General features: G+C 72.5%; 17 protein-coding genes. 9 read left to right on the top strand and 8 right to left on the bottom strand.

Annotation, left to right across the window (positions count from 1 at the left end; all coding sequences use genetic code 11):
* Positions 1-40: 40 nt before the first annotated feature.
* Positions 41-2,740 (bottom strand): SpoIIE family protein phosphatase, encoded by a 2,700-nt coding sequence (locus tag ACWGJ2_RS21445; RefSeq protein WP_453347748.1) that lies wholly within the window; start codon positions 2,738-2,740, stop codon positions 41-43.
* A gap of 362 nt (positions 2,741-3,102) precedes the next feature.
* On the opposite strand from ACWGJ2_RS21445, the gene ACWGJ2_RS21450 reads away from it, so the two are divergent.
* The 3 genes from ACWGJ2_RS21450 (at position 3,103) to ACWGJ2_RS21460 (ending at position 6,295) form a co-directional block, all read left to right on the top strand.
* A complete protein-coding gene (locus ACWGJ2_RS21450) occupies positions 3,103-4,053 on the top strand; it encodes a carbohydrate ABC transporter permease (protein WP_453347749.1) in 951 nt (316 codons plus the stop codon).
* A 122-nt stretch (positions 4,054-4,175) separates the two neighbouring features.
* Positions 4,176-4,967: a carbohydrate ABC transporter permease gene (locus ACWGJ2_RS21455; RefSeq protein ID WP_453347791.1), complete on the top strand. Its 792-nt coding sequence runs from the start codon at positions 4,176-4,178 to the stop codon at positions 4,965-4,967.
* A complete protein-coding gene (locus ACWGJ2_RS21460) occupies positions 4,967-6,295 on the top strand; it encodes an ABC transporter substrate-binding protein (protein ID WP_453347750.1) in 1,329 nt (442 codons plus the stop codon). Before ACWGJ2_RS21455 ends, ACWGJ2_RS21460 begins: the two co-directional genes overlap by 1 nt.
* Positions 6,296-6,372: 77 nt before the next feature.
* Here the strand turns inward: ACWGJ2_RS21460 and ACWGJ2_RS21465 are convergent, their stop codons facing one another.
* Together ACWGJ2_RS21465 and ACWGJ2_RS21470 are read right to left on the bottom strand one after the other, a co-directional pair.
* Positions 6,373-9,522, bottom strand: a complete 3,150-nt coding sequence (locus tag ACWGJ2_RS21465) for a glycoside hydrolase family 2 TIM barrel-domain containing protein (RefSeq protein WP_453347751.1) — start codon at positions 9,520-9,522, stop codon at positions 6,373-6,375.
* A gap of 234 nt (positions 9,523-9,756) precedes the next feature.
* Positions 9,757-10,617, bottom strand: coding sequence for a FadR/GntR family transcriptional regulator (locus ACWGJ2_RS21470; protein WP_453347752.1), 861 nt, complete (start codon positions 10,615-10,617; stop codon positions 9,757-9,759).
* A gap of 111 nt (positions 10,618-10,728) precedes the next feature.
* On the opposite strand from ACWGJ2_RS21470, the gene ACWGJ2_RS21475 reads away from it, so the two are divergent.
* From ACWGJ2_RS21475 to ACWGJ2_RS21485, 3 genes are read left to right on the top strand one after another with little or no spacing between them, the layout of a single operon-like run.
* On the top strand, positions 10,729-12,246 hold the full coding sequence (locus ACWGJ2_RS21475; RefSeq protein ID WP_453347753.1) for an Nramp family divalent metal transporter: 1,518 nt from the start codon (positions 10,729-10,731) through the stop codon (positions 12,244-12,246).
* 58 nt (positions 12,247-12,304) lie between these two features.
* Complete coding sequence (locus ACWGJ2_RS21480) at positions 12,305-14,095, top strand: IlvD/Edd family dehydratase (RefSeq protein WP_453347754.1); 1,791 nt, start codon at positions 12,305-12,307, stop codon at positions 14,093-14,095.
* 44 nt (positions 14,096-14,139) lie between these two features.
* Positions 14,140-15,090: an aldo/keto reductase gene (locus tag ACWGJ2_RS21485; protein ID WP_453347755.1), complete on the top strand. Its 951-nt coding sequence runs from the start codon at positions 14,140-14,142 to the stop codon at positions 15,088-15,090.
* 138 nt (positions 15,091-15,228) lie between these two features.
* Here ACWGJ2_RS21485 and ACWGJ2_RS21490 read toward each other — a convergent pair whose 3' ends face one another.
* On the bottom strand, positions 15,229-16,941 hold the full coding sequence (locus tag ACWGJ2_RS21490; RefSeq protein ID WP_453347756.1) for a chitinase: 1,713 nt from the start codon (positions 16,939-16,941) through the stop codon (positions 15,229-15,231).
* Positions 16,942-17,562: 621 nt separating this feature from the next.
* Here ACWGJ2_RS21490 and ACWGJ2_RS21495 point away from each other — a divergent pair.
* The 3 genes from ACWGJ2_RS21495 (at position 17,563) to ACWGJ2_RS21505 (ending at position 20,726) form a co-directional block, all read left to right on the top strand.
* A complete protein-coding gene (locus tag ACWGJ2_RS21495) occupies positions 17,563-18,666 on the top strand; it encodes a peptidoglycan recognition protein family protein (RefSeq protein ID WP_453347757.1) in 1,104 nt (367 codons plus the stop codon).
* A gap of 196 nt (positions 18,667-18,862) precedes the next feature.
* Positions 18,863-19,714: an aldo/keto reductase gene (locus ACWGJ2_RS21500; protein ID WP_453347792.1), complete on the top strand. Its 852-nt coding sequence runs from the start codon at positions 18,863-18,865 to the stop codon at positions 19,712-19,714.
* A gap of 100 nt (positions 19,715-19,814) precedes the next feature.
* A complete protein-coding gene (locus ACWGJ2_RS21505; RefSeq protein ID WP_453347758.1) occupies positions 19,815-20,726 on the top strand; it encodes a helix-turn-helix domain-containing protein in 912 nt (303 codons plus the stop codon).
* A gap of 66 nt (positions 20,727-20,792) precedes the next feature.
* Here the strand turns inward: ACWGJ2_RS21505 and ACWGJ2_RS21510 are convergent, their stop codons facing one another.
* The 4 genes from ACWGJ2_RS21510 to ACWGJ2_RS21525 form a co-directional block, all read right to left on the bottom strand.
* On the bottom strand, positions 20,793-21,350 hold the full coding sequence (locus tag ACWGJ2_RS21510; RefSeq protein WP_453347759.1) for a hypothetical protein: 558 nt from the start codon (positions 21,348-21,350) through the stop codon (positions 20,793-20,795).
* A 74-nt stretch (positions 21,351-21,424) separates the two neighbouring features.
* On the bottom strand, positions 21,425-22,402 hold the full coding sequence (locus ACWGJ2_RS21515) for a zinc-binding dehydrogenase (RefSeq protein WP_453347760.1): 978 nt from the start codon (positions 22,400-22,402) through the stop codon (positions 21,425-21,427).
* Positions 22,403-22,496: 94 nt separating this feature from the next.
* On the bottom strand, positions 22,497-23,312 hold the full coding sequence (locus ACWGJ2_RS21520) for an SAM-dependent methyltransferase (protein ID WP_453347761.1): 816 nt from the start codon (positions 23,310-23,312) through the stop codon (positions 22,497-22,499).
* A gap of 160 nt (positions 23,313-23,472) precedes the next feature.
* On the bottom strand, positions 23,473-24,312 hold the full coding sequence (locus ACWGJ2_RS21525; RefSeq protein WP_453347762.1) for a class I SAM-dependent methyltransferase: 840 nt from the start codon (positions 24,310-24,312) through the stop codon (positions 23,473-23,475).
* Positions 24,313-24,342 lie beyond the last annotated feature (30 nt).

Raw genomic sequence — 24,342 nt, forward strand, 5'->3', positions numbered from 1 at the left:
ACCCGAACGGCTCGCCCCCGGGAGCCGGGGGCTCCCCCGTTCACTCCAGCGGCCCCAGGGACTCCAGGAGGTTCAGGGGATCCACGGGGCCCAGGGGATCGTCGGCTTCCTGCGGGTCCAGCGACTGTTCGGCCCAGATCGTCTTGCCCGAGTCCGTGTAGCGGCTGCCCCAGCGGTGGGTGAGCCGCGCGACCAGGAACAGCCCGCGCCCTCCCTCGTCGGACAGTTGCGCGCGGCGCAGCCGGGGCTGGGTCTGGCTGGAGTCGGACACCTCGCAGATCAGGGTCTCATCCCTGATCAGACGCAGTCCGACGGGTGCTCCGCCGTAGCGGATCGCGTTGGTGAGCAGCTCGCTCGCGATCAGTTCGGTGGTGTCGGCCAGGTGCTCCAGGTCCCAGGCGGCCATGCGCTCCTGCACCGCGACGCGGGCGCGCGCGACCTCCGCCGGGTCGACGGAGAACTCCCACGCCGCCACCGCGTCGTCCGGGAGGAGCCGCGTGCGGGCCAGGAGCAGGGAGACGTCGTCAGCGGGCGCCTCTGGCAGGAGCCGTCGCAGGATCTCCTGACCGGCCCCGGTCGGCGTGCTGTGCCGCGTGGCGGCCTCCGCCACCACGGCGCCCAGCCTGGCCACGCGCTCCTCCCGCGTCGTGCCGCTCCCGCCTGCGAGGAGGGGGTCGTTGTAGAAGACGAGCAGGCCGTCGGGCCCCACGTCGAACTCGACGGACTCGAACGGGAGGGCTCCCCCGCCCAGTGGCGGCCCCGGTGTGAGCCGCACGGCCCCGGCCTCCTCCCCGCTCCTGGCGAGGACGGGCGGCGGATGCCCGGCGCTGGCGACGGCGCAGCGGCCCGTGACGGGGTCGTAGACGCAGTACAGACAAGTGGCCCCTGCCACCTGCCGCCCCACCGACTGCATCCGGTCCTCTTCCCCGTACTCCCCCGGTCCGGACTCCCCCGGATCCGGCGGGCCCGGTGGATCCGACGGGCCCTCCTCCGTACCGGCAGCGCCTCCGGCACCCCCCGCATGCCCCGCACCCCCCTCCTCCGGATTCGCGAAGGGCGTCTCGGTGTCGGCCAGTCTGAGGACGATGTCGTCCAGATGGCTGAGCAGTTCGCCGGGCGTGAGGTCGAGATCGGCGAGGGTCTGGACCGCCGTACGCAGCCTGCCCATGGCCGCCGTCGCGCCGAGTCCGTGCCCGGCGACCTCGCCTGTCACGAACGCCAGCCGGGTCGAGGAGAGCGGGATGACGTCGAACCACGTGCCGCCGATCCCCTCCATCATGCCCGCGGGACGGTAGATGCCCGCCGTGTGCGCCGCGCTCGTGTCGGTCACCGCAGGGGGCAGCAAGCTGCGTTGCAGGGTCTCGGCGGTACGGCGCTCGCGCGTGTAGCGGCGCGCGTTGTCCAGGCCGAGGGAGGCGCGCGAGGCGATCTCCTCGACGAGATCGGCGTCGCTCCCGCCGAACGGGGGCTGGTCGCCCGTGCGCCACAGCACCAGGGCGCCGAGCACCAGGCCGCGCGCGGTCAGCGGCGCGGCCATGAAGGACGTCGCGCTCGAAGGGAGCAGCAGTTGGGAGCGCTCGGGATCGCCCGCCAGGTCCTCGCGCCAGTCCGCGAGGTCGGACTGGAAGACGACGGCGCCCTGCCGCAGTTTGTCGGTCTCCAGGCTGCGGGGCCTGATGGTGGCGCCGAGGGGGTGGATCTCCGACGGCCAGTGCCCCTCGCCCGCCGCCGAGGCCACCGCCACCCGCCGCAGCGATGCCCCCGGCTGGAAGCCCTCGGGCTCCTCGCCCAGCAGCACGCGCGAGGACAGGTCCACCGCAGCCAGCCCGGCGAACCCGTGGGTGACCAGCACGTCCACGAGTTCCCCTGCCACGCTGGTGACGTCCAGGCTGTGGCCGATGCGTTCCGCCGCCGCGTGGAGCAGTTCCATCCGCGCGCGGGCCACGTGCTGGTCCGTGACGTCGGTGAAGATGACCGCCACCCCCATCGGCCGCTCCTGCCGGTCCTCCAGCCGGAACGCCGAGAAGCTGAGCGTCCGCTCCCGTTCGGGCGCGTTCCGCCGCCGCGCCGTTGTCACCCAGTCGACGAGCGGCTCGCCCGTCTCCGCGACCCGGCGCAGCCGCTCCCGTACCGCCGCGGCGTCGCCGGGCAGCAGGATCTCCTCGATGCCGCGTCCGACGGGGTACACGTGGACGCCCGCCTCCGTCGGCGGGCCCGTCGACTGCGGGGTGTGGTTGAGCCGCGTCGTCAGCAGGTCCATATCGTGGATCGCCAGCCCGACCCTGGTCTGCTCGAACAGCGCCCTGACCAGCGCCTCGTTCTCGTCCCTGCGGTCGGCGACGGGGACCGGCACGAGTTCGACGAGGAGCGCGGCGCCCTCGGTGGTCCGCATCCGGCGCGTCTCGACGCGCACCTCCAGCGGCTCGCCGTCGCGGCGCCGCAGCACGGCGCGCCCGTCCGGGGCGAGGCGGCGGGCGGCGTCCTCCGGCGGGCCGCCGCCGTCCCGGCCGTCCCCGGTGCGGTCGGCGGCGGAGCCCCCGGGAGGCGCGGGACGCCCAGGAGGCGGGGGCGTGAGGAGGTCGGCCAGCGCGCTTCCGCAGACCGCTTCGGGCGGCTCCCCCGTCAGCTCCCGCACCGCGCCCGCGCACATGGTCACACGGCCGTGCCGGTCGACCACCAGCACGGCCGTACCACCGCGCTGGGCCCGCCCGGGGTCGTGCAGGTCGGTTCTGGCGCTCACTGGCGTGCCCGCTTCCGAGACATCCCGTCCGTAGTCCACTCGCCCCCATTCAAACCGCGAAAGGTCACACGCGCTCAGTCGCCGGGAAGCCAGCCAGGGCGCCCGCGAGCGGGGCACGCGCCCCAGAAGCCCCGTACTCCGGTGCGGAACGGGCGGCCGGGAAGCCGCTCGTCCCCGTGCTCCGTCCGGGGGGGGCGGCGCGACGGCGGGGCGCCCGCCTGAACATGGTCTCCCTCGTCTAGGAGCGCCCGCGAGGCCCTGCTACCGTCTCCGCCGTCCGGGGCGGTGCGACGAGGGGGAGCTGCGATGACGGACGGCGGAGGGCCGAGGGCCGCGCACCCCGCGCACCGTTCGGGACGGCCATGACGGGCCGGGACCGTACCGCACCACCCGGCGCCCGCCCCCTCCGTGGAAGCGGAAGCGGACGCGGCTCGGCCCTGGGCCCGTACGGCAGCGGCTGGTTCCTGCTGCTGCCCGCGCTGGTGCCGATCCTGGTGCTCAGCGTCGGGCCCCTGCTGTACGGGATCTCCCTCGCGTTCACGGACGCGCAGGCCGGAAGGACCGACCCCACCAAGGCGGTGGGCCTGGCCAACTTCGCTGACCTGCGGCTCGATTCGCTGTTCTGGGACTCCTTCCGCGTCGGGCTGACGTGGGCGGTGTGCGTCACGGCGCTCCAGCTCGTGCTGGCGTCCGGGCTGGCGCTGCTCCTCGACGCGAACCTGCGGTGGCGGTGGCTGGCCCGCACCCTGGCGCTGGTCCCGTGGGCCATGCCCGAGGTGGTCATCGGCATCATGTGGCGGCTCGTCTACCACCCGGACGCGGGGCTGCTGAACAGCGCGCTGCGCGATCTGCGGCTCATCGGCGAGAACCCCGCCTGGCTCTCCAGCCCCTCCCTCGCGCTGCCCGCCGTGATCGTCGTCGGCGTCTGGGCGGGCATGCCGCAGACCACCGTCGTGCTGCTCGCGGGCCTCCAGAACGTGCCGGGCGAGCTGCGCGAGTCCGCCGCGCTGGACGGCGCCGGGGCGTGGCGGCGGCTGCGCGCGGTGACCTGGCCCGCCGTCAAGCCCGTCGTCCTGGCGATCACGGCGCTCAGCTTCATCTGGAACTTCAACTCGTTCGGCCTGGTCTACGTGCTGACCCAGGGCGGCCCCGGCGCGCAGACCCGGCTGCCGATGCTCTTCGCCTACGAGGAGGCGTTCCGCTACGGGCAGTACGGCTACGCCGCCGCGATGGGGCTGGTGATGGTCGCCGTCATCGCCGTCCTGCTGACCGTCTTCCTGCGCAACCGCCTCGACGAGGAGGACGACAGGTGACCGCGCCGACGACCGGCCGCGCAGGCCGCACGGACCGCACCGGCCGCGCCAGGGCCACGGCCCCCCGCGTCAGGCGCCGGGCACGCGCCAAGCGCACCACGCGCGGCGCACAGTACGCCGCGCTGCTGTGCTACCTGGCCTTCCTCGGGCTCCCGCTGCTGTGGCTGCTGTCCACCGCCTTCAAACCGCCGCCCGAACTGGCCAGCGTCGACCCCGGCTGGCTGCCCCGCCACCCCACCCTGGACAACTTCGACGCGGCCTTCGACCAGCAGCCGCTGCTGCGCTCCGCACTCAACAGCCTGCTCGTCTCCGGTGGCGCGGCGCTCGTCTCCGTCGCCCTCGCGGTGCCCGCCGCCTACGCGATGGCGCGGTACCGCTCGCCGCTGACCCGCACCGCCTCGGGCTGGGTGCTGGTCAGCCAGATGTTCCCGTTCGTCCTCGTCATCATCCCGCTGTTCATGGTGCTGAAGGGCCTGCGCCTGGTGGACTCGCTGACGGGCCTGACCGCCGTGTACGTGGTGTGGAACCTGCCCTTCGCGCTGTGGATGCTCCGCAGCTACGTCAGGGCGCTGCCCGTTTCGCTGGAGGAGGCCGCGGCGGTGGACGGCTGCGGGCGGCTGCGCGTGCTGCGCAGCGTCGTGCTGCCGCTGCTGGCGCCCGGGGTCGCCGCAACGCTGATGTTCTCCTTCGTGACCGCCTGGAACGAGTTCTTCTTCGCTCTCGTCCTGCTCAAGTCGCCGGAGAAACAGACCATGTCCGTCATCCTCACCCGCTTCCTGGGCGCCGAGGGCGTGGCCGACCTCGGCCCCCTCGCGGCTGCGGCGCTGCTGGCGACCCTGCCGAGCCTCCTCTTCTTCGCCTTCCTCCAACGCCGCCTGGTCAGCGGCATGATGGCCGGGGCGGTGAAGGGCTGATGCGGCGCCGACGGCTGCTGGGCGCGGCGCTCTCGGCCGCCGCCGGCGGCGTGGGCGGTGGCGCGCTGGCCGGGTGCGGTACGGGGTCGCCGCGCCCGGACGGCGTGCTCCTGGACTATCTGAGCCTGGCCTGGCAGAAGGAGTCGGTCCAGGTCAACAAGGCGCTCGTGGCCGAGTGGAACCGGGCGCACCCCCGCAGCCGCGTGCGCTACGTGCAGGGGAGCTGGGACACGGTCCACGACCAGTTGCTGACCTCGTTCGAGGGCGGCAGCGCGCCCGACGTCATCCACGACGAGGCGGGTGACCTCACCGACTTCGCGTACGGCGGCTATCTCGCCGACCTGCGCCACCTGCTGCCGCGCGCGCTGCGCGAGGAGATCCCGGACCGGCTCTGGCGCACCACCACCTTCCGGGGCGGTGTCCACGGGGTGCCGATCCTCCAGGAGCCGCGCGTCCTCGTCGCCAACCGGAAGCTGCTGGAGCGCACTGGGGTGGAGCCCCCCGAAGCGGGGGCGCCCTGGACGTGGGAGCGGTTCGAGGAGATGGCGCGGCGGCTGTCGGGCGAGGCGCGCGGAGGCGGGCGGCGGAGCCGTTACGGGGTCGCGTGGGCGCTCAAGGAACCGGTCGCGCAGTCCCTCAACCTCGCGCTGACGACGGGCGGGCGGGTTTTCTACCGCGAGGGCGGCAAGAACGTGGTGCGGTTCGGGGCTCGCGACGCGGCCGTGCCGGAGCTGATACGCCGCCAGTTGCGCCAGGATCGCACGGCGGCGCCCGGCACCCTGGGCATGTCGGGCTCCGACGTGCTGCCCGGCTTCTTCGCCGGGCGCTACGCGATGGTCCCGCTGAACCTCTCGTACCGTCAGCAGGTGCGCCAGCAGGCGCCCAAGGGGTTCGACTGGGTCACCCTGCCGCTGCCCAGGGGCGAAGCGGCCTCGGGCGGCGGCACCGAGCAGGGCATCAGCCCGCAGACCCTCTCCGTCGCACAGGACTGCGCGCACAAGGAGGCGGCGGTGGCGTTCATCGCCTTCCTCGCCCGGCCTGGGCCGCTGGCCCGTCTCGCCAAGGGCGACTGGATCCTGCCGACCGGTGAGACCGCGCTGCGGGACCCCGGGCTGCGCACCCGCGCGCACGGCTGGCGCACGGGCGCGCTCAGCGCGCCCGACCTGGTCGCCTCGCCCTCGCTGGGCGTCCGCGGCTACCCGGAGTGGCTGGACAAGGTGGCCACCCCGGCGTTCCAGGAGTTCTACAACGGGGGCACGGACGTGGCGGGCCTGCGCGAACGGCTGGTCGGCGACGGCAACCGGGTGCTGGCCCGCTACCAGCGCTGACGGGCGGCCGAACGGCGAGCGCGCCCTCTCGGCGGCCGTTCTCCGGCCGCCGAGGGGCGCGTGGTCAGGACGTGGGATCAGGGCGTGGCGGGGAGCGGGGCGAGGCGGACAATGCGCAGGAAGCCGTTGGGCTCGTGCGGGTGACGGCTCGTCATCTCCAGGCGCACGCGGCCGGCCCGTACCGGGTCGAAGGTGATCCGGGTGAGCTCGCCCGAGCCGTCGGCCCAGGTGACGTCGAGGTGGTCGACGGGGACGTACTCGCCGTTCTTCCAGTAGCTGACGGCGACGGACTCGGGCAGCGCGTGGGTACCGTCCGTGGTGAACGACGCTTCGAGTCCCGCGATCCGGCGCGCACGCGGCCAGCTCAGTGAGACCCAGTCCCTGGCGTGCGCGAGGCTGATCTCGGGCAGCACGGCCGTCGCGGTCATGCGGTAGGCGTTCGACCAGCCGGTCGCCGGATCGTCGTCGAGCATCGCGGCGGGCACGGTGCCGGGCGCCCCGGAGAAGCTCGCGTCCGCCTTCGGGTTCTCCTCGGCGGCCGTCGAGCCCCGGCCCGTGGCGACGGCGGCGGACGCACCCGTGGCGACGGACGCGCCCCGGCCGCCTCCCCCGCCACCGCCCCCGGTCACGCGGACCCTGGCGGAGTCGGACCGCAGCCCCTCCGAGCGCGCGGTCACCGTGAGCGCGCCGCCCGAGCCCCCGGAACCGTCCGCCTGGACGATGGCGAGGGCCTTGCCGTGGAAGGCGGAGCGGGTGTCGGACTGGTAGTTCTCCGCGCTCTCCTGCTGCCCGTTGTCCAGGCCGAGCAGGCCGCCCCCGGTCACGGTGAAGGTGAGCGCGTGGTCCGCGTCCGGCACGAGCACGCCCCGCGCGTCGATGACCTCGGCGGTGACGAAGACCAGCGCGCGCCCGTCGGCCGTGACCTTCTCGCGGTCGGGGGTCAGCCGCAGCGCCGCAGCCTCGCCCGCCGTGCGCAGCGTGTCGCGCGCGACCTCCTTGCCCCCGCGCCGGGCCACGGCGACGAGCTTGCCGGGGCGGAAGGGCACCTTCCACGTCAGGTGGAGCTTTCCGGCGCTGCCGTTCGGGCTGGTGTAGCTGCCGGGGTAGGGGCCGGAGGTGACGGTCTTGTCGTCGCCGGTCGCCTCCGTCGTCTCCCGGTACTCCTTGCCGTAGGGCGTGGTCTTGCGGTCGTAGCGGCGCTCGCCCAGTGAGGTCCCGTTGAGGAAGAGTTCGACGCTGTCGGCGTTGGTGTACGCCCACACCGTCACCTCCTCCTTGGGCCTGTGCCCCGTCCAGTCCATCGGGAGCAGGTGCACCATCGGCTCGTCGCGCCACTGGCTGCGGAAGAGGGAGAACTGGTCCTTGGGGAAGCCCGCGGTGTCGACGGCGCCGAAGAAGGAGGACTTCACGGGGTAGACGTCGTCGTACGGCGTGGGCTCGCCGATGTAGTCGATCCCCGTCCACACGAACTGGCCGCCGAAATACTCCCTGTCGCGGTCCTTCTTGAGGACGTACTCGCCGCTCATCGTCCACGACTCCAGGTTGTTGTCGTAGGACGAGGTGCCGCGCCTGCCCGGTGTGTAGTTCTCGCCGGTGTTGAGCTGGTCCGGGTTGTCGTAGACACCGCGGGTGGAGGTGGAGGAGGACGACTCGGCCTCGAAGAAGAAGGTGTCGGGGTACTTCTTGTGCAGGGCGTCCATCGAGGCCGCCGTGTTGTAGTTCAGGCCGATGCCGTCGAGCATGCGCAGGATCCGGTCCTGCGGGGAACCGTCGGCTGGCACGCTGCGGTACTTGTCGGTGCCGATCACCAGGGCCCGCGTGGTGTCGACGGAGCGGACGGCCTCGATGAGCCGCTCGGCCATGCCGACTCCGGCCTCGCTGGTGCTGTCCGGGATCTCGTTGCCGATGGACCACATCACCACGGCGGGCGAGTTCTTCGCGGCGTGCACCATCTCCTTGATGTCGGCCACGCCGTGCTCCTCGAAGAACCGGCCGTAGTCGTACGTGTTCTTCGGGGTCTTCCAGCAGTCGAACGCCTCGACCTGCAACAGGATGCCCATCTCGTCGCACAGGTCCACCACCTGGGGCGCGGGCGGGTTGTGCGAGGTGCGCAGCGCGTTGACGCCCATGGCGCGCATGATCTCCAGTTGGCGCCTGGCGGCGTCCACGTGGAAGGCGGCGCCCAGCGCGCCCAGGTCGTGGTGGAGGTTGACGCCCTTCAGCTTCATGGCCTCGCCGTTGAGGAAGAAGCCGCGCTCGGGGTCGAGGGCGAAGGTGCGGAAGCCGAAGCGGGCGCTGGTCTCGTCGGCCACCTTTCCGTCGACGGAGAGCCTGACGTGCGCGGTGTAGAGGTGGGGCTCGGCCGTCGACCACAGACGCGGCTTCGTGACGCTCAGTTCCAGGGCCTCGCTGACGGGTTCGGCGTCCAGGCCGACCCGCCCGCTCCCGGTCGCCACGGTCCGGCCCGCCGCGTCCTTGAGCGTCACCGTGAGCTCGGCCCGCACGGGGCGCTCCGCGCTGACCGCCCTCGTCTCCACCCGTACCGTCGCGGGTCCTGAGCCGCCCGTCAGGCCCGGCGTGGTGACGGTCACCCCGTGGCGCACGACGTGGACGGGGTCGGTGACGACGAGGCGCACGTCTCGGTAGATGCCGCTGCCCGAGTACCAGCGGCTGCTGGGCACCTGGTTGCGCACCTTCACGGCGAGGGTGTTCGGCGTCTTCCCGTCGGTGTGGGCCAGGTCGGTGAGGTCGAGCGCGAAGCCGGTGTAGCCGTAGGGGTGGGCGCCGATCTCCTCGCCGTTGAAGTGGACGTGCGCGTCCATGTAGACGCCGTCGAACTCGACGGACAGGCGTTTGCCCGCCGCCTCGCGCGGAAGCGTGAACGTCTTCACGTACCAGCCGAGGCCGCCCGGCAGATAGCCGCTGCCCGCCGTGGTCTCGGCGCTCCTGCGCGGGTCGAGGCCGACGCTCCAGTCGTGCGGCAGGTCCACGTCGCGCCAGCCCTGGTCGTCGTCGCCCGGCCGTTCCGCGTCGGCGCCGCTGGTGTTGACGAGCGCGAACCGCCAGCCCTGGCGCAGGTCGGTGCTCCGTCCCGAGGAGAGCGCCAGGGCCGCGGCCGACGGGCCCGCCTCGGCCGCCGCGGGAACGGCGCCCAGCGCCGACGCGCCGATCGCACCGCCGAGGGTGGCGCCCGCGCCGCCCAGGACCGCTCTTCGTGAGATGGCCATGCGTGTCTCCCGGTTCGTCCGTCTGTCCCCTGAGAAACCGCGGCCTCTCGTCGGCCACGGCGGCTGAACGACCGTGAGCGTGTCGCCTCTTGATTGATTATGTCAATGAATGCAACAAAACTTGGCAAGTAGCTACAGGTGTTTTCGGCCGCCGCGCGTGCCACGGCCCTTCGCACGGCTCCGCACGGTCCGCTCCACCCCTCGGTCGCCGCCGAGGGCCGGAAGGTTGCCGGGTCAGGGCGCGGCGTCGGGAGGCAGCACGGGTGACTGCGCTATCTCCCGTTCCGCGGCGGCGATGATGCCCGAGATGGCGTCAGAGGCCGCCGCAGCGTCGCCCCGCTCCACCGCGTCGACGATCGCCCGGTGCGCGGGCAGCGACGCCTCGACCGCGCCGTGCGTCTGCGAACTCACCGCGAAGCTGTGCTCCAGCGCGACCTCGATGCCGCGTCCCAGCGAGCCCAGCAGCCGGTTGCCGCTCGCGTCGAGCAGCGCGCGGTGGAAGGCGCTGTCGGCCTCGACGTAGCCGCTGCGCTCGGGGTGTGCGGCGGCCACCTCCATCGCCTCCAGCGCCTGGCGCAGCGCGCGCACGTCCTCCGCCGTGCTCCGCTCTGCGGCCAGCCGCGCCGCCTCGGGCTCGACGATGCGGCGCAGTTCGCCGGTCTCGCGCAGCAGCGGCCTGGGGTCGCAGTCCTGCTGCCAGCGGAGCACGTCCCGGTCCAGGTGGTTCCAGTGCTCAGGCGGCAGCACGCGCGTGCCCGTGCGCGGCCTGGTCCGCAGCATCCCCTTGGCCGCGAGCGCCTTGACCGCCTCGCGCAACGCGCCCCGGCTGACACCCAGTTCGTTCGCGAGGTCGTCCTCGACGGGCAGCGGCTGCCCCGGCGCCGGGCGGCCCGCGACGATGCGGCGGCCCAGTTCGGCGACCACCCGCTCGTGCGCGGTCGGCAGGGACGGCGGGGACGGCGGGGTCCTGGGCGCGGGTCCCGTCGCGACCCTGGGCGCGGGCGCCGTCGCGCCGCCGGACGTGAGCCCGTGCGTGTCCCCGCACCCGACCCCGCACCCGTGCGTGTCCCCGTGTCCGGTCCCGTTCCGCGGCATTGTCTGTGCGCACCCCCTGGACGGCATTCATCGAATCATTTAATGATTGCACCCGCGTTGCGCGCCCGTGAGTCCACCCGAAGTCCGCCCCGGCCGAGGAGGCATTCCGCGATGACGCACGCCGAGCACACCCCCGCGCCCGGCGGGGACGGATCCGACGGGGCAGGTGGCCCAGGCAGCCCAGCCGACGCCCGTACCGCACCCGCCGCCCCCGCCCCCTTCCCCCTCAGCACCCGCCACCTCCCCGCGCCCGAGGTCAGGGAGCTGCCGGAGCCGCCCGCGAAGATGTGGCGGATCATCGGGCCCGGCGTCGTCGCGGCCGGAGTGGGCCTCTCCTCGGGGGAGTTCATCCTGTGGCCCTACATCGCCTCGCAGGCGGGCCTCTTCTTCCTGTGGGGCGCGGTGGTCGGCGTCGTCACGCAGTGGTTCCTGAACATGGAGGTCGAGCGCTACACCCTCGCCACCGGCGAGACCGCCATGACCGGCTTCAACCGGATGTGGCGGCACTGGGGCGCCGTCCTCGCCACGCTGACGTACGCGTCGAACCTCTGGCCCGGCTGGGCGACCAGCTCGGCGACGATGCTGTCCTACGTCTTCGGCGGCGAACCCACCGTCATCGCGATCGGCCTGCTGCTGCTCATCGGCGCGATCCTCACCCTCGCGCCCGTCGTCTACACGGCGCTGGAACGGATGCTGTTCCTGAAGGTGGCGGTGATCGGCGTCTTCTTCCTGCTCGCCGTCATCTTCGCCGTGGAGGCGGCCAGTTGGCGTGAGCTGCCGAAGGCGGTCACCCACGTGGGGCAGTTCCCGACGGAGCTGGGCATCGCCGTGCTCATGGGGGCCATCGCCTACGCGGGCGCCGGGGGCGGGCAGAACCTGTGCCAGAGCAACTGGATCCGCGACAAGGGCTTCGGCATGGGCCACTACGTACCGCGCCTGGTCAGCCCCGTCACGGGCAAGGAGGAGGACGCCACCCGTTCGGCGGCCGGGTACGTCTTCGTCCCCACCGGGGAGAACCTCGCCCGCTGGAAGCGCTGGTGGCGCTTCGCCAACACCGAGCAGGCGCTCACCTTCGGCCTCGTCACCGTCGTCACGATCGTCCTCGCCTCCCTGCTCGCGCACTCCACGCTCTTCGGCACCCCCGGGCTCTCCAACGACGTGGGGTTCGTCGAGGAGGAGGGGCAGGTGCTCCAGGCCCAGGTGGGCGGCTGGTTCGGGGTGTTCTTCTGGCTGATCGGCGCGTTCTCCCTGTTCAGCGCGGCGACGGGCATCGTCGACTACACGAGCAGGCTCGCCGCCGATGTCCTCAAGTCGACGTATCTGCGCCGCTCGCGGCACTCCGAGAGCCGCCTGTACTTCTGCCTGGTGTGGGGGCTCGTGGCGATCGGCGTCACCGTCCTGCTCCTCGGGCTCGACCAGCCGCTGGTGCTGCTGGTCATCTCGGCCTGTGTGGCGGGGCTGATGATGTTCGTCTACTCCGCGCTGCTGCTCGTGATGAACCGCAGGGCGCTGCCCGCGCCGCTGAAGGTGCGCGGCTACCGCGCCGCCGCGCTCGTGTGGGGCATCGTGCTGTTCGGCGCGCTGTCCGTGCTGACGGTGCGGCAGCAGTTCCTCGACCTCTTCGGCTGACCGGCGCCTCCCCGGCGCCGGTCACCCCCACCCCCGCGACGAGAGGAAACTGAGCCGTATGAGCGACACGGGCCGTACGACGGACGGGCAGCACCGCGAAACCGACGAGCGGCAGCACACCACGGGCGCACGGAACCGCCGCAGTCAGGCGTGGTTCGGGGCGAGCGGCCGGGGCGGCATGGTGTACCGCTCCTGGATGCGCAACCAGGGCTTCGGCCCCGGTGTCTTCGACGGCCGCCCCGTCATCGGCATCGCGACGAGCGCGTCGGAACTCGCGCCGTGCAACGCGCATCTGACCCGCGTCGCGGAGGCCGTCAAGCGCGGCGTGTGGCAGGCGGGCGGCTTCCCGCTGGAGTTCCCCACGATGGCGACGGGCGAGACGCTGATGCGCCCGACCGCCATGCTCTTCCGCAACCTCATGGCCATGGAGGTCGAGGAGCTGATCCGGGCCAACCCGCTCGACGGCGTCGTGCTGCTGTCGGGGTGCGACAAGACCACGCCCGCGATGCTGATGGGCGCGGCCAGCGTGGACCTCCCGGCGCTGATGGTGACGGGCGGACCGATGCTGAACGGCAAGTACGAGGGCAGGGACGTCGGTTCGGGGACCGCCGTGTGGCAGTTCGAGGAGGATCTGAAGACGGGGCGGATGACCCAGGAGGAGTGCTTCTTCGCGGAGGGCTGCATGGCGCGGTCCAACGGGCACTGCATGACCATGGGCACCGCCTCCACGATGGCCTGTGTGGCGGAGGCGCTCGGCATGCAGCTGCCGGGCTCGGCGACGTGGCCCGCCGTGGACGCGCGGCGCTTCGAGACGGCCCAGAACGCGGGCAACCGCATCGTGGAGATGGTGCACGAGGAGCTGCGCCCCTCCCGGATCCTCACCAGGGCGGCCTTCGAGAACGCCATCCGCGTCAACGCGGCCATCGGCGGCTCCACCAACGCGATCATCCATCTCACCGCACTGGCGGGGCGTACCGGCGTCGAGCTGGCCCCCGAGGACTTCGACGCCCTCGCGCGCGATGTGCCGACGCTGGTCAACCTGATGCCCAGCGGCAGCTTTCTGATGGAGGACTTCTGCTACGCGGGCGGCCTGCCCGCCGTGCTGGACGAGCTGGAGCGGGGCGGTCTGCTGCACGGCGGACAGCTCACGGTCACCGGCGCGAGCATCGCGGAGAACGTCGCGGGCGCCACCCGTACAGGCTCTGAGGTGATCACAGGACTGGACGCGCCGTTCCAGCCCGCGGGCTCGGGCACGGCCGTGCTGCGCGGCAACCTGTGCCCTGACGGCGCGGTCATCAAGCAGTCGGCCGCCTCCCCGCATCTGCTGACGCACCGCGGCCCCGCGCGGGTCTTCGACTCCCCTGAGGCGTACCACGCGGTGTGCGACGACCCCGAGCTGGACGTCGACGAGAACACCGTCCTCGTCATCCGCAACGCCGGGCCCAAGGGCTACCCCGGCATGCCCGAGGTCTCCAACGTGCCGCTGCCCACCAAGCTGCTGAAGGCGGGCGTCACCGACATGGTGCGCGTCTGCGACGGGCGGATGAGCGGCACGGGCTACGGCACCGTCGTCCTGCACGTCTCCCCCGAGGCCGCGACGGGCGGCCCGCTCGCACTGGTGCGGGACGGGGACACCGTCGTCCTCGACGTGCCGGAGCGCGCCCTGCGGCTGGAGGTGACGGACGCGGAGCTGGAGCGGCGCCGTACGGCATGGCGGGCGCCCGAGCCCCGGCACACCAGCGGCTACGCGTGGCTCTACACCCAGCACGTCGAGGGGGCCGACAAGGGCGCCGACTTCGGCTTCCTGCGCGGCTGCCGAGGCCACGAGGTGCCCCGCGACTCGCACTGAGGCACGGGGGCGGGAGAACGGATGGGCGCGGGTTTAATGGGGCGATGTTCGATCACAAGACTCTGGGCGGGACGGGGCTCTCGGTGGCCCCGCTGTGTTTGGGCGGGAACGTGTTCGGCTGGACGGCCGACGAGGAGCAGTCGTTCGCCGTGCTCGACGCCTACACCGCCGCGGGCGGCAACTTCATCGACACCGCTGACGCGTACATGTACCACTTCCCCGGCAACGAGGCGGGCCAGTCCGAGAGCCTCATCGGCAGATGGCTCGCCGCTCGCGGCAACCGGGACGAGGTCGTCGTCGCGACGAAGGTAGGGGACCACCCGCAGCGCAAGGGCCTGCGGCCCGACAACATCAAGGCCGCGGCCGAGGACTCCCTGCGACGCCTGGGCACCGACCGCATCGACGTGTACTACGTCCACTTCGACGACGAGTCGGTGCCGGTCGAGGACATCGTGACGGCGCTCGACGAGCTGGTGCGGGCCGGGAAGGTGCGGGCCGTCGGCGCCTCCAACATGAGCCCGGCACGCCTCGACGCCTCGCTGCGGTTCGCGCGCCGCGAGGGCCTGGCGGGCTACCAGGTGCTCCAGCCTCACTACAACCTCGTCTCCCGCGACACCTACGAGGGCGAGCGCCGGGACATCGCACTGCGGGAGGGGCTGGCCTGTGTTCCCTACTTCGCTCTCGCCTCCGGCTTCCTGACCGGGAAGTACCGGCCCGGCCGGACGGTGGACAACGTGCGCAACATCCCCGGCCTGGCCGGTGGCTACGCGGACAGTGAGCGCGGCATGAAGGTCCTCGCCGCCGTGGAGGAGGTCGCTTCGGCGCACCGCGCCGAGCCGGCGACCGTCGCACTCGCGTGGCTCGCCCAGCAGCCGACGGTGGCCGCGCCGATCGCCTCCGCGCGGCTGGTGGAGCAGGTGCCGGCCCTCGTCGCGCTCCAGGATCTGCGGCTGTCCGACGCCGAAGTGGAGGCCCTGAACGCCGCGTCCGCCTGACGGCGGGCGGACGCGGCTGACGACGGGGCACCCGCCCCACGGCGCGCTCCCCTGCGCGCGGTGCTCCCGTGCCGTGACGGTGGCACGGGAGCGCCGCGGGTGCGGCGACGGCGGGAGGCCCGCCCCCACCGGGGTCCGCTACGGCAGGTTGTGGACGTGGGGGCCGACGGCGTTGGACCAGGCGTTGCCCGCCGTCGCGTCCCAGTTCGTGGACCAGGTCATCGCGCCGCGCAGCGCGGGATAGGTCCGTGCGGGCTTGAACGAGCCGCAGTTGGTGCCGCGCGCCAGGCAGTCGAGGGCGTTCTTCACGATCTGCGGGTCCACGTAGCCGCTGCCCGCGCCGCGCGTGGAGGCGGGGACGCCGAGGCCGACCTGTGACGGGTCGAGACCGCCCTCCAGCTGGATGCAGGCGAGCGCGGTGAGGAAGTCGACGGAGCCCTGCGAGTAGACCTTGCCGTCGCAGCCGAGCATCGCGCCGCTGTTGTAGTACTGCATGTTGACGACGGTGAGGATGTCCTTCACGGCCAGTGCCGTCTTGAAGTACTCGGTCGACGTGGACTGCATGTCCAGGGTCTGCGGCGCCATGGTCAGCACGAGGTCGGGCCCGGCCTTGGCGGAGAGCTGGCGCAGTGCCTTCGTCAGATAGGTGGAGCTGATGCCGTGCTCCAGGTCGATGTCGATCCCGTCGAAGCCGTACTCGTTCATGAGCGCGGCTGCGCTGTTCGCGAAGGCGGTGGCGGAGGCGTCGCTGTTGATGGCGACGTTGCCCTTCTCGCCGCCGACGGACAGGATCACGCTCTTGCCCGCCGCCTGCTTGGCCTGGATGTCGCTCTTGAACTCGGCGGCCGAGCCGTAGCCGACGGCCGGGTCCAGGTTGAAGGTGATCTGGCCGGGCGTGGTGGTCGAGTCGGCGAAGGACACCGCGATGATGTCGTACTGCGCCTGCACGTCCCGCAGCTTCTGGACGGTGGCGCCGTTGTTGAAGTTCTGCCAGTAGCCGGTCACGGCGTGCTTGGGCACGCCGGGCCCCGGGTCACCGCCCCCGCCGCTGGTGGTGGCCGTGACGGTGGCCGACTTGGGCGACTCGCCCGCCGCGTTGGTCGCGGTGACCTGGAACTGGTACGCGGTGCTCGCGCTCAGCCCGGTCACGGTGGCCGAGGGACTGGTCGACGAGTGGACCCTGGTGCCGTTGCGGTAGACGTTGTAGCCGGTGGCGCCGGTGACGGCGCCCCAGTTCAGCGTCACGGAGGACGAGGTGACGGTGCCGACGGTGAGCCCGGTGGGGGTGCCCGGTATGCCGGGCTCGGGGTCGCCGCCCCCGCCGCCGTCGGGGCCCATGACGGTGAGGTCGTCGGCGTAGTAGGCGCCCTGTCCGTACCAGCCGTGCGTATAGACGGTCACGGCCTTGGTGTTCGCGCCCGTCGTGAAGGTGGTCCTGAGCTGCTGCCAGGTGCCGCCGCCCGGCGTCCACGTCGAGACGTCCGTGGTGCCCGTGCCGCTGGCGCCGAGGTAGGCGTACTCGCCCTGCACCCAGGCGCTGAGGGTGTAGGTGGAGCCGGGCTTCACCGTGACGGTCTGGGCGCACTTGGCGTTGTCCTGGCCGCTCGGGGTGGCCTTGAGCGCCGACGTGCCGCCGTGCACCGGGGACGTCACGGTGCTGCCGCTGCCGCCGGAACAGGCCCAGGAGGTGAGCCCTGACTCGAAGCCCGCGTTCTTCGCGACGTTCACGTCGGCGGCCTGCGCCGTGCCCGCCGAACCCGCGAGCGCGAGCCCGGAGGAGAGCACGAGGGCGAGGGTCGCGCCGAGCCATCTTCGTACGCGTGAGGTGCGATCGCGTGAGGTGCGGTCCACTGGTGCCTCCGTGGAGAGGGAAGGGGGTGGGACGGGCGAGGGGGGTGGGGCGGTGTCGTGCCGTGCTGTGACGTGCCATGCCGTGGCGGACCGCGGCGGTCACCGTGGACGTAAAGCTGGTCCAGACCAATGCGCTTGTCAAGATGCGTCACAACGGCCCGTATACGGAATCGCGCCCTCCCCGGGCCGGGCCCACCGGCCCGCTCCAGTGGTCCGACCAGAGAAGGCACCTTCCCCTTCGCGCGCTATCGGGCGATTCGCACAGCACCCGTTCTTTCAGCCGTCCGGAAAAGTGCCCCCGGTTGGCCGTTTGGGGTTGTCGCGTACATGTGCGCTGCCTTTACTGGCGTGGCGCGGCGAAACCCGTGGCCCTTCGAAAGGACAGCACCGCACCGCCCATGCCCGCTGCGCGCACATGTACGAGCACGGTGTCACCCCGCCGTGCACCCCGCGGCCGTCCGCGCCCCGGCATTCTGGGGACCCTCACCGCGCTCGGCCACGGAACACGTAGCACCCCGACGGAACACGTAGCACCCCGGCCGACGGCCACCACGCCAGGGCCGTGACGTCCGGCAGAGCGCATCTCCCCTCATCCCCCCACCACTTCAGAAGGAGACCGAGATGGCTGCGCAACCTGGAGGATTCGACCGTCGCTCCCTGCTGCGGGGCGGCCTGTCCGTAGGCGCCGTGGGCGCCCTGGGCCTGGGAGGCGTCGGTGCCGCACAGGCCACGGGGACCTTCGCCACGGGCCGCGCGGGCGGCGCGAAGGAGGCCGGCGCCACCGCCGCAGAGCCCCGCATCTACAGCACCGAGGAGTGGGGCGCGCGTCCGCCCTCGTCGGAGATCGTCGTCCTGGACCGGGTGCCGACCTACATCGTCGTGCACCACACCGCCGAGCCCGGCAACAGCGAGGACTACTCGCTGGCACACGCCAAGCAGATCTGCCGGGACATCCAGGACTACCACATGGACGGGCAGGGCTGGGCCGACACCGGCCAGCAGTTCACCAACAGCCGCGGCGGCTATGTGCTCGAAGGGCGCCACAAGAGCCTGGCCGCGGTGCGCGGTGGGAAGCAGCATGTGCAGGGCGCCAACGTGGGCGGGCACAACAGCGAGGTCATCGGCATCGAGAACGAGGGCCTCTACACCGAGGTGGACGTCCCCGACGCGCTGTGGGACTCCCTCGTCGGGCTGGTCGCCTGGATCGCAGCGCAGTACAAGCAGCCGGTCGAGAACATCAAGGGCCACCGCGACTTCAACTCCACCGCGTGCCCCGGCGATGTGCTCTACGGCCGCCTCCAGGAGCTGCGCGACGCCGTCTCCGGCAAGCTGGGCACCCCGTCCGTCGCGACCCCCGACATCTGGCCGCTGCTGCGCCCGGGAGACACCGGCTCCCGCGTGCGCGCCGCGCAGCACCTGCTGCGGGCCGCCGGCTTCGACTCCCTCCCGGCCGACGGTGTCTTCGGCGAGCGCACCAAGGCGGCCGTCGCCAAGCTGGCCTCGTCGCACGAGATCGAGCAGCACACCTGCTCGGCCCTGCACCACAAGAGAGTGGACGAGACGGGCTACCTGGGCGCGGACCTGTGGCCGCTGATCACCCCGCGGGTGCGGCCCGGTGAGAACAGCGAGGTGGGCAAGGCCGTGACCACCCTGCGCCGCGCGGGCGGACACCTCGCCGGTTCCGGCGACCTGAGCGCACTCGACTGGAAGCGCCTGCTGGACTGACGACGGCGCGCCTGTGACGCGGGCTCAGGCGGGACGGGTACGGGCGGGGTGGGACGGTGCCATGGGGCCGTCCCACCCCGCCCGCTTCCGCTTCCCGGGCCGGACCTGGCCAGGCCAGACCGGGCCATGCGCGAGACTGGTGCCGCGAGCCGACCACCGCCGCACGAGCGGCGAGAACGACGAGAAGGGACGCGCGATGAGCGTGGGCCGGACAGTGACCTTTCCCTCCGGAACCGCCGTTCCGGCCCTGGGCCAGGGGACGTGGCACATGGGCGACGACCCGTCGCGCCGCCAGCGGGAGATCGCGGCGCTGCGCACCGGCATCGACCTGGGCATGACGCTGATCGACACGGCGGAGATGTACGGGGACGGCGCCGCCGAGGAACTGGTCGGGGAGGCGATCCGCGGCAGGCACGACGACGTGTTCCTCGTGAGCAAGGTGCTGCCCTGGAACGCGGACGCCCGCGGCACGTCCGAGGCGTGCCACGCGAGCCTGCGCCGCCTCGGCGTCGAGCGGATCGACCTGTATCTGCTCCACTGGCGCGGCGGTGTGCCGCTGCCGGAGACGGTGGAGGCCCTGGAGTCGTTGGTGCGGGAGGGCAGCATCGGCTCCTGGGGCGTCAGCAACTTCGACGTGGACGACCTCGCCGCGCTGCCCGGCCTGCCCGGTCCTTCCGCTGCCACGGGGCTCCAGACGGACCAGGTGCTCTACAACCTCACCCGGCGCGGCCCGGAGTACGACCTGTTCCCCCGCTGCCGGGAACTCGGCGTTCCCGTCATGGCCTACTCCCCCGTGGAACAGGGCCGGCTGCTCGGCCACACGGCGCTGCGCTCCGTCGCCGAGGCACACGGGGCGACGCCCGCGCAGGTCGCGCTGGCGTGGGTGCTGCGGCACGACGGGGTGATCGCCATCCCCAAGGCGTCGTCCAGCGAGCATGTGGAGGAGAACCACGCCGCGCTCGGCCTGCGACTCACCGACGACGACCTGCGCGCCCTGGACGCGGCCTTCCCGCCCCCGCCGGGCAAGCAGCCCCTGGAGATCCTCTGACCACCTGACCGCCTGTGTGCGACATCCCGTGGGTTCCCGTGGCCCCTGTCGCACTGATGCTCTTGAGTCTCCAGCGACTGGAGGGTCCAGGATCTCGCCCATGGACGACGAACGCCCCGACGTGCTCACCATCGGCCAGCTCGCGCACCGCACCGGACTTCCGGTGCGCACTCTGCGCTTCTGGTCGGACGAGGGAGCGGTGCGGCCCGTGGCCCGCTCCGCGAGCGGTTACCGGCTCTACGACGCCGGGTCCGTGGCCCGCGTCGAGCTGGTCCGCACCCTGCGGGAGCTGGGCCTCGGGCTCGACGACGTGTGCAGTGTGCTGAGCGGCCGGACCACGGTCGCCGAGGTCGCCAACGCGCACGTGGCCGCGCTCGACGCGCAGATCCGCTCGCTCAAGGTGAGCAGGGCCGTTCTGTCCACCGTGGCGATACGTGACTCCACCGCTGAGGAGACAGCACTGATGAACCGGCTGGCGCGGCTTTCCGCCGCCGAACGCAAGCAGATCATCGACGAGTTCAAGGAGGAGGTGTTCGGCGGTCTCGACATCGAACCGCGCCTGCGCGACCGCCTGCACACCTTCAGCGTCGATCTGCCCGACGATCCCACACCCGAGCAGGTCGACGCCTGGGTCGAGCTGGCCGAACTGGTGCGGGACCCCGGCTTCCGCACCCGACTGCGCACATGGCTGCGGCTCAACACGCCCACCCCGGAGCAGCAGCGTCCCCCCGGCGCTTCCATCTGGTGGGCCAGGCACATCGTGCAGACCGTCGCGGAGGCCAGGGAACGCGGGGTCGCCCCCGAGGGGCCGGAGGCGGCCGAGGTGCTGTCCGAGCTGTTCGCCGACACTGATCGGGCCGCCGTGCTGCGCAGCCTGGAGGCAGGGATCGAGGCGGGCGCCGAGCGCTATCGCAGGCTCGTCGCCCGCGTGCGCGGACAGGATTCGGCGCCCGACGCGACCGCGGAGCTGGAGTGGCTGGCGCGGGCCCTGCGCGCCGCGGAGCAAGCCTGACCGCCACCCGTGACCGTGCTCGGCAAAGGCGTCGGCGACGCGACGAAGCGGAGGGCAAGGACGGGCTCACCCCGCGCGGGGTGCCTCCACCGGTCGCACGGCGGGCCAGGCGAAGGTGAGGGAGCCGCCGACGGGCAGGCCGTTCCACAGTGCCGCGACCTCGTCCAGGCGGGCCAGGATCCGTTCCACCACCGCCTCGTCCTCCGGCGGCAGCGGCTCGTGCGGCACCCACCCCGCCGCCTCGCCGCGCTGACCGTGCCGACGCCGCCATGCGAGATCGCAGATCCCGGCGAACCGCTCCGAGACGGCCATGTCGCCCCGCCGCGCGTGGTCGTCCTCGCGCAGCCGGTCCTCGCGACGGCGCTGCTTGCGCCGCTGCCGTCGCAGATCACGCCCGCTGCCGCCCGCCTCTCCCCGCGTGAGGAAGCTGCCGCCGCCCTCGGCCGTGCGCCCGTAGAGCCCTGCGGCCAGGCCGAGTTCGGCCTCCACGACGTAGTGGACGAGGTCGTGCGGAATGTGCGTGTCATAGCCCGGCGCCGGATCCATGCCCCGGTCCGGCTGCCCGGGCACGGAGACACCGACCGCGTAACGCCGCTCGCCGGTACGGGTGAAGGTCACGTCCATGCGGGCGACGGTAGACGGAGCGTGCGCGCGTCGGCACCCGAATTTCCCGGGGCCGTCGCCCGCCGGGCTCGGCGCTACGGGACGAGTACCACCTTGCCCGTCGTCTCCCTCTTCTCCAGCGCGGCGTGCGCCGTCGCGGCCTGGGCGAGGGCGAAGGTCTGGACGGCGGGCACCAGGCTGCCGTCCGCGGCGGCCTCCAGGGCGCGCCGTTCGAGTGCGGGGGTGTCCTCGGGCCGGGCGAGAAGCAGCGAGAGTGCGTCGACGAACGTGACCTCGTGGGCCGCGAGTTCCTCGGGCGAGGGCGCGAAGGTGACGGTGGAGATGCTGCCCATGGAGACGAACCGTCCGCCGGGGGCCAGCAGCCCGAACGCGGCGCGCGCCTTGTCTCCGCCGACCCCGTCGAGCACGACGGTGACGCGTCGTCCGCCCAGTGCCTCCGCGACGGTCTTCTCCCAGCCCGGCTCGTCGTAGTCGACGGCGAGGTCAGCGCCGAGCGCGCGCACGGCCGCCACCTTGACCGTGCCGCCCGCGGCGCCGACGGTCCGGATGCCGCGGGCCCGCGCGTACTGCACGACGAGGCGGCCGATGCCGCCAGCGGCCGAGGTCACCAGCAGCACGTCGTCCTCGGTGAGCCGGGCGACGTCCAGGAAGGCCAGCGCGGTGGCCCCGGTGACGATCATGGCGACGGCGGTCTCGTCGCTCAGCGCCTCCGGGCGCGGGTGCAGCTCCGTCACGTCGGCGACGGCGAGTTCCGCGTAGCCGCCGGGGGCGCCGTGCCGGGTGACCACGCCACGTCCGGCCCAGCTCGGATCGACGCCCTCCCCGACGGACTCCACGGTGCCCGACACCTCCCCGCCGAAGATGGCGGGCAGCGGGGGCGTGGGCGGCGCGAGCACGTTCTTCCGGCCCGAGCGCATCACGGCCTCGATCGCGTGCACACCCGCTGCGGCGACGGCGATACGCACCTGTCCAGGGCCGGGCACGGGGTCGGGGACGGTCTCGTAACGCAGGTTCTCCGCGGGACCGAAGGTGTGCAGAACGACAGCGTGCATGGTGGCTCCCCGGGGTGAGTGGTGGTTTCGACACCCCGACCATGCGACTTGAACAAAGGTTCAAGTCAAGCGTCCCGCCGCGCCCCCGGGACCGTCAGGGGGACGGCTTGCGGGCCACTCCGCCGAAGGCGCCGGCGCGGGGGACCGTGCCGGGGTCGGCGTCGGGCCGCCACTCGGTGATGCGGACGACGCCCGGCGGGACCAGCTCCAGACCTTCGTAGAAGCCCTCGATCTGCTCGCGCGTGCGCAGGATGTACGGGACGGCGCCGGAGTCGTTGTAGTCGTCCTGGGCGGCGTTGGTGTCCGGGTTCTCGTCGGCCGCGTCGTGGTGGGAGAGGTAACTGCCGGGCGGCAGACCCTCGATGAGCCGCCGCACGATGCCGCGCGCCTGCTCGTAGTCGGCTATGTGGCCCATGACCCCGCTGAGGATGAGCCCGACGGGCCGCGTGAAGTCGAGGGTCTTCCTGGCCCCTTCGAGCACCTTCTCCGGATCGCGGAGATCGGCCTCGATGTAGTCGGTCCTGCCCTCGGGCGAGCTGGTGAGCAGCGCGTTGGCGTGGACGAGGACGAGGGGGTCGTTGTCGACGTAGACGATCCGGGAGTCCGGGGCCACACGCTGGGCCACCTCGTGGGTGTTGTCGACGGTCGGCAGGCCCGTGCCCACGTCCAGGAACTGGCGCACGCCCGCCTCTCCGGCGAGATAGCGGACGGTGCGCATGAGGTAGTAGCGGGCGACGCGCGCGAGGTCGTCGATGCCGGGGAACGCCTCGCGGTACTGGTCGCCCGCCAGACGGTCCACCTCGTAGTGGTCCTTGCCGCCGAGCCAGTAGTTCCAGATCCGTGCGGAGTGCGGAACGCTGGTGTCGACGCGGCCGGACCGCTCCGGTGGCACGGCGTTCTGCTGGACCATGGTCTCTCCCTGTGCGTACGGATGGATAGCGGCACGGTGTGCGGTGCGCGTACGGCACCGCCCGGACCCACGTCCGGGCCGGGGCGGAAGTCCCGTGCCCGCGCAGTCTTCCCCCTCCTCCGCGCGTTGTGTAGCGACATAGCGACCCTTCGGGCGCGGGCTACCCCTCCACCTTCTCCGCCGCTCCCCTCCTCTCCGGCCCCTCCAGCGCCCGGGCCCCCGGGCGGGCGACGCGGATCTTGGACTGCCCGTGCGGCAGTTGCTCCCAGTCGTCCATGAAGCGGGCTTCGAGACCATGGCGCCGGGCGAGGCCGGTGAGGGTTTCCGTGCGGTAGTAGAAGTCCTCGCGCAGTACCTGGTGTTCGGCGCCCTCGGTGCGGTCGAAGGTGAAGTCGAAGAAGCCGTCGGGCGCCAGCACGCGGCCGACGTGCGCCAGGCACTCGTCGATGACCTCGATCGGCGAGTGGGAGAACACGCTGTGCGCGTGCACGACGTCGAAGTGGCCGGTGGGGAGGAAGTCGAGGGTGAGGTCCTGTGTGGGCGTCAGATACGGCACCTTCTCCTGGAGCCCGTAGCCGACCAGGGTCTTCTTGGCCGCGACGAGGATGTCGGGCGAGATGTCGATGCCGTAATAGTGCCCGGGCTCCAGGAAGTCGATGAAGCGCCAGCCCGCGCGCAGGTTGCCACAGCCGATGTCCAGCATGCGGTGCTGCTTCTGGAGCCCGTGCCGCTGGAGGTAGTCGAACTGCATCTGCCCGAGGGCGAGCCACCGCTCGTGGCTCCTGCTCCCGACCGCGGCCTCCGGGTTGCTGGCGGTGTCCGAGGCCATCACCGCCCGGTAGTAGGCGACGTGGTCCGGGCTGCGGAACCGCAGCCAGCCGTCACGGGCGGCCCGCCGCAGATACGGGGCGATGCGTGCGGGGTTGCGCACGGCGTACGCGGCCTTGTGCGCCAGCTTCGACCGGTTGACCTTAAGCGACTTACGTGACTTTTCGGGCATCGCGAGGGTGCTCTCTTCCTTGAGGGGTCG

It is taken from the genome of Streptomyces sp. NPDC054796 (assembly GCF_053611545.1).

Excerpts from the sequence above, each read along its gene's own strand:
- ACWGJ2_RS21450 (WP_453347749.1), top strand. The coding sequence starts at position 3,103 with ATGACGGGCCGGGACCGTACCGCACCACCCGGCGCCCGCCCCCTCCGT.
- ACWGJ2_RS21460 (WP_453347750.1), top strand. The coding sequence starts at position 4,967 with ATGCGGCGCCGACGGCTGCTGGGCGCGGCGCTCTCGGCCGCCGCCGGC.
- ACWGJ2_RS21465 (WP_453347751.1), bottom strand. The coding sequence starts at position 9,522 with ATGGCCATCTCACGAAGAGCGGTCCTGGGCGGCGCGGGCGCCACCCTC.
- ACWGJ2_RS21470 (WP_453347752.1), bottom strand. The coding sequence starts at position 10,617 with ATGCCGCGGAACGGGACCGGACACGGGGACACGCACGGGTGCGGGGTC.
- ACWGJ2_RS21475 (WP_453347753.1), top strand. The coding sequence starts at position 10,729 with ATGACGCACGCCGAGCACACCCCCGCGCCCGGCGGGGACGGATCCGAC.
- ACWGJ2_RS21480 (WP_453347754.1), top strand. The coding sequence starts at position 12,305 with ATGAGCGACACGGGCCGTACGACGGACGGGCAGCACCGCGAAACCGAC.
- ACWGJ2_RS21485 (WP_453347755.1), top strand. The coding sequence starts at position 14,140 with ATGTTCGATCACAAGACTCTGGGCGGGACGGGGCTCTCGGTGGCCCCG.
- ACWGJ2_RS21495 (WP_453347757.1), top strand. The coding sequence starts at position 17,563 with ATGGCTGCGCAACCTGGAGGATTCGACCGTCGCTCCCTGCTGCGGGGC.
- ACWGJ2_RS21500 (WP_453347792.1), top strand. The coding sequence starts at position 18,863 with ATGAGCGTGGGCCGGACAGTGACCTTTCCCTCCGGAACCGCCGTTCCG.
- ACWGJ2_RS21505 (WP_453347758.1), top strand. The coding sequence starts at position 19,815 with ATGGACGACGAACGCCCCGACGTGCTCACCATCGGCCAGCTCGCGCAC.
- ACWGJ2_RS21510 (WP_453347759.1), bottom strand. The coding sequence starts at position 21,350 with ATGGACGTGACCTTCACCCGTACCGGCGAGCGGCGTTACGCGGTCGGT.
- ACWGJ2_RS21515 (WP_453347760.1), bottom strand. The coding sequence starts at position 22,402 with ATGCACGCTGTCGTTCTGCACACCTTCGGTCCCGCGGAGAACCTGCGT.
- ACWGJ2_RS21520 (WP_453347761.1), bottom strand. The coding sequence starts at position 23,312 with ATGGTCCAGCAGAACGCCGTGCCACCGGAGCGGTCCGGCCGCGTCGAC.
- ACWGJ2_RS21525 (WP_453347762.1), bottom strand. The coding sequence starts at position 24,312 with ATGCCCGAAAAGTCACGTAAGTCGCTTAAGGTCAACCGGTCGAAGCTG.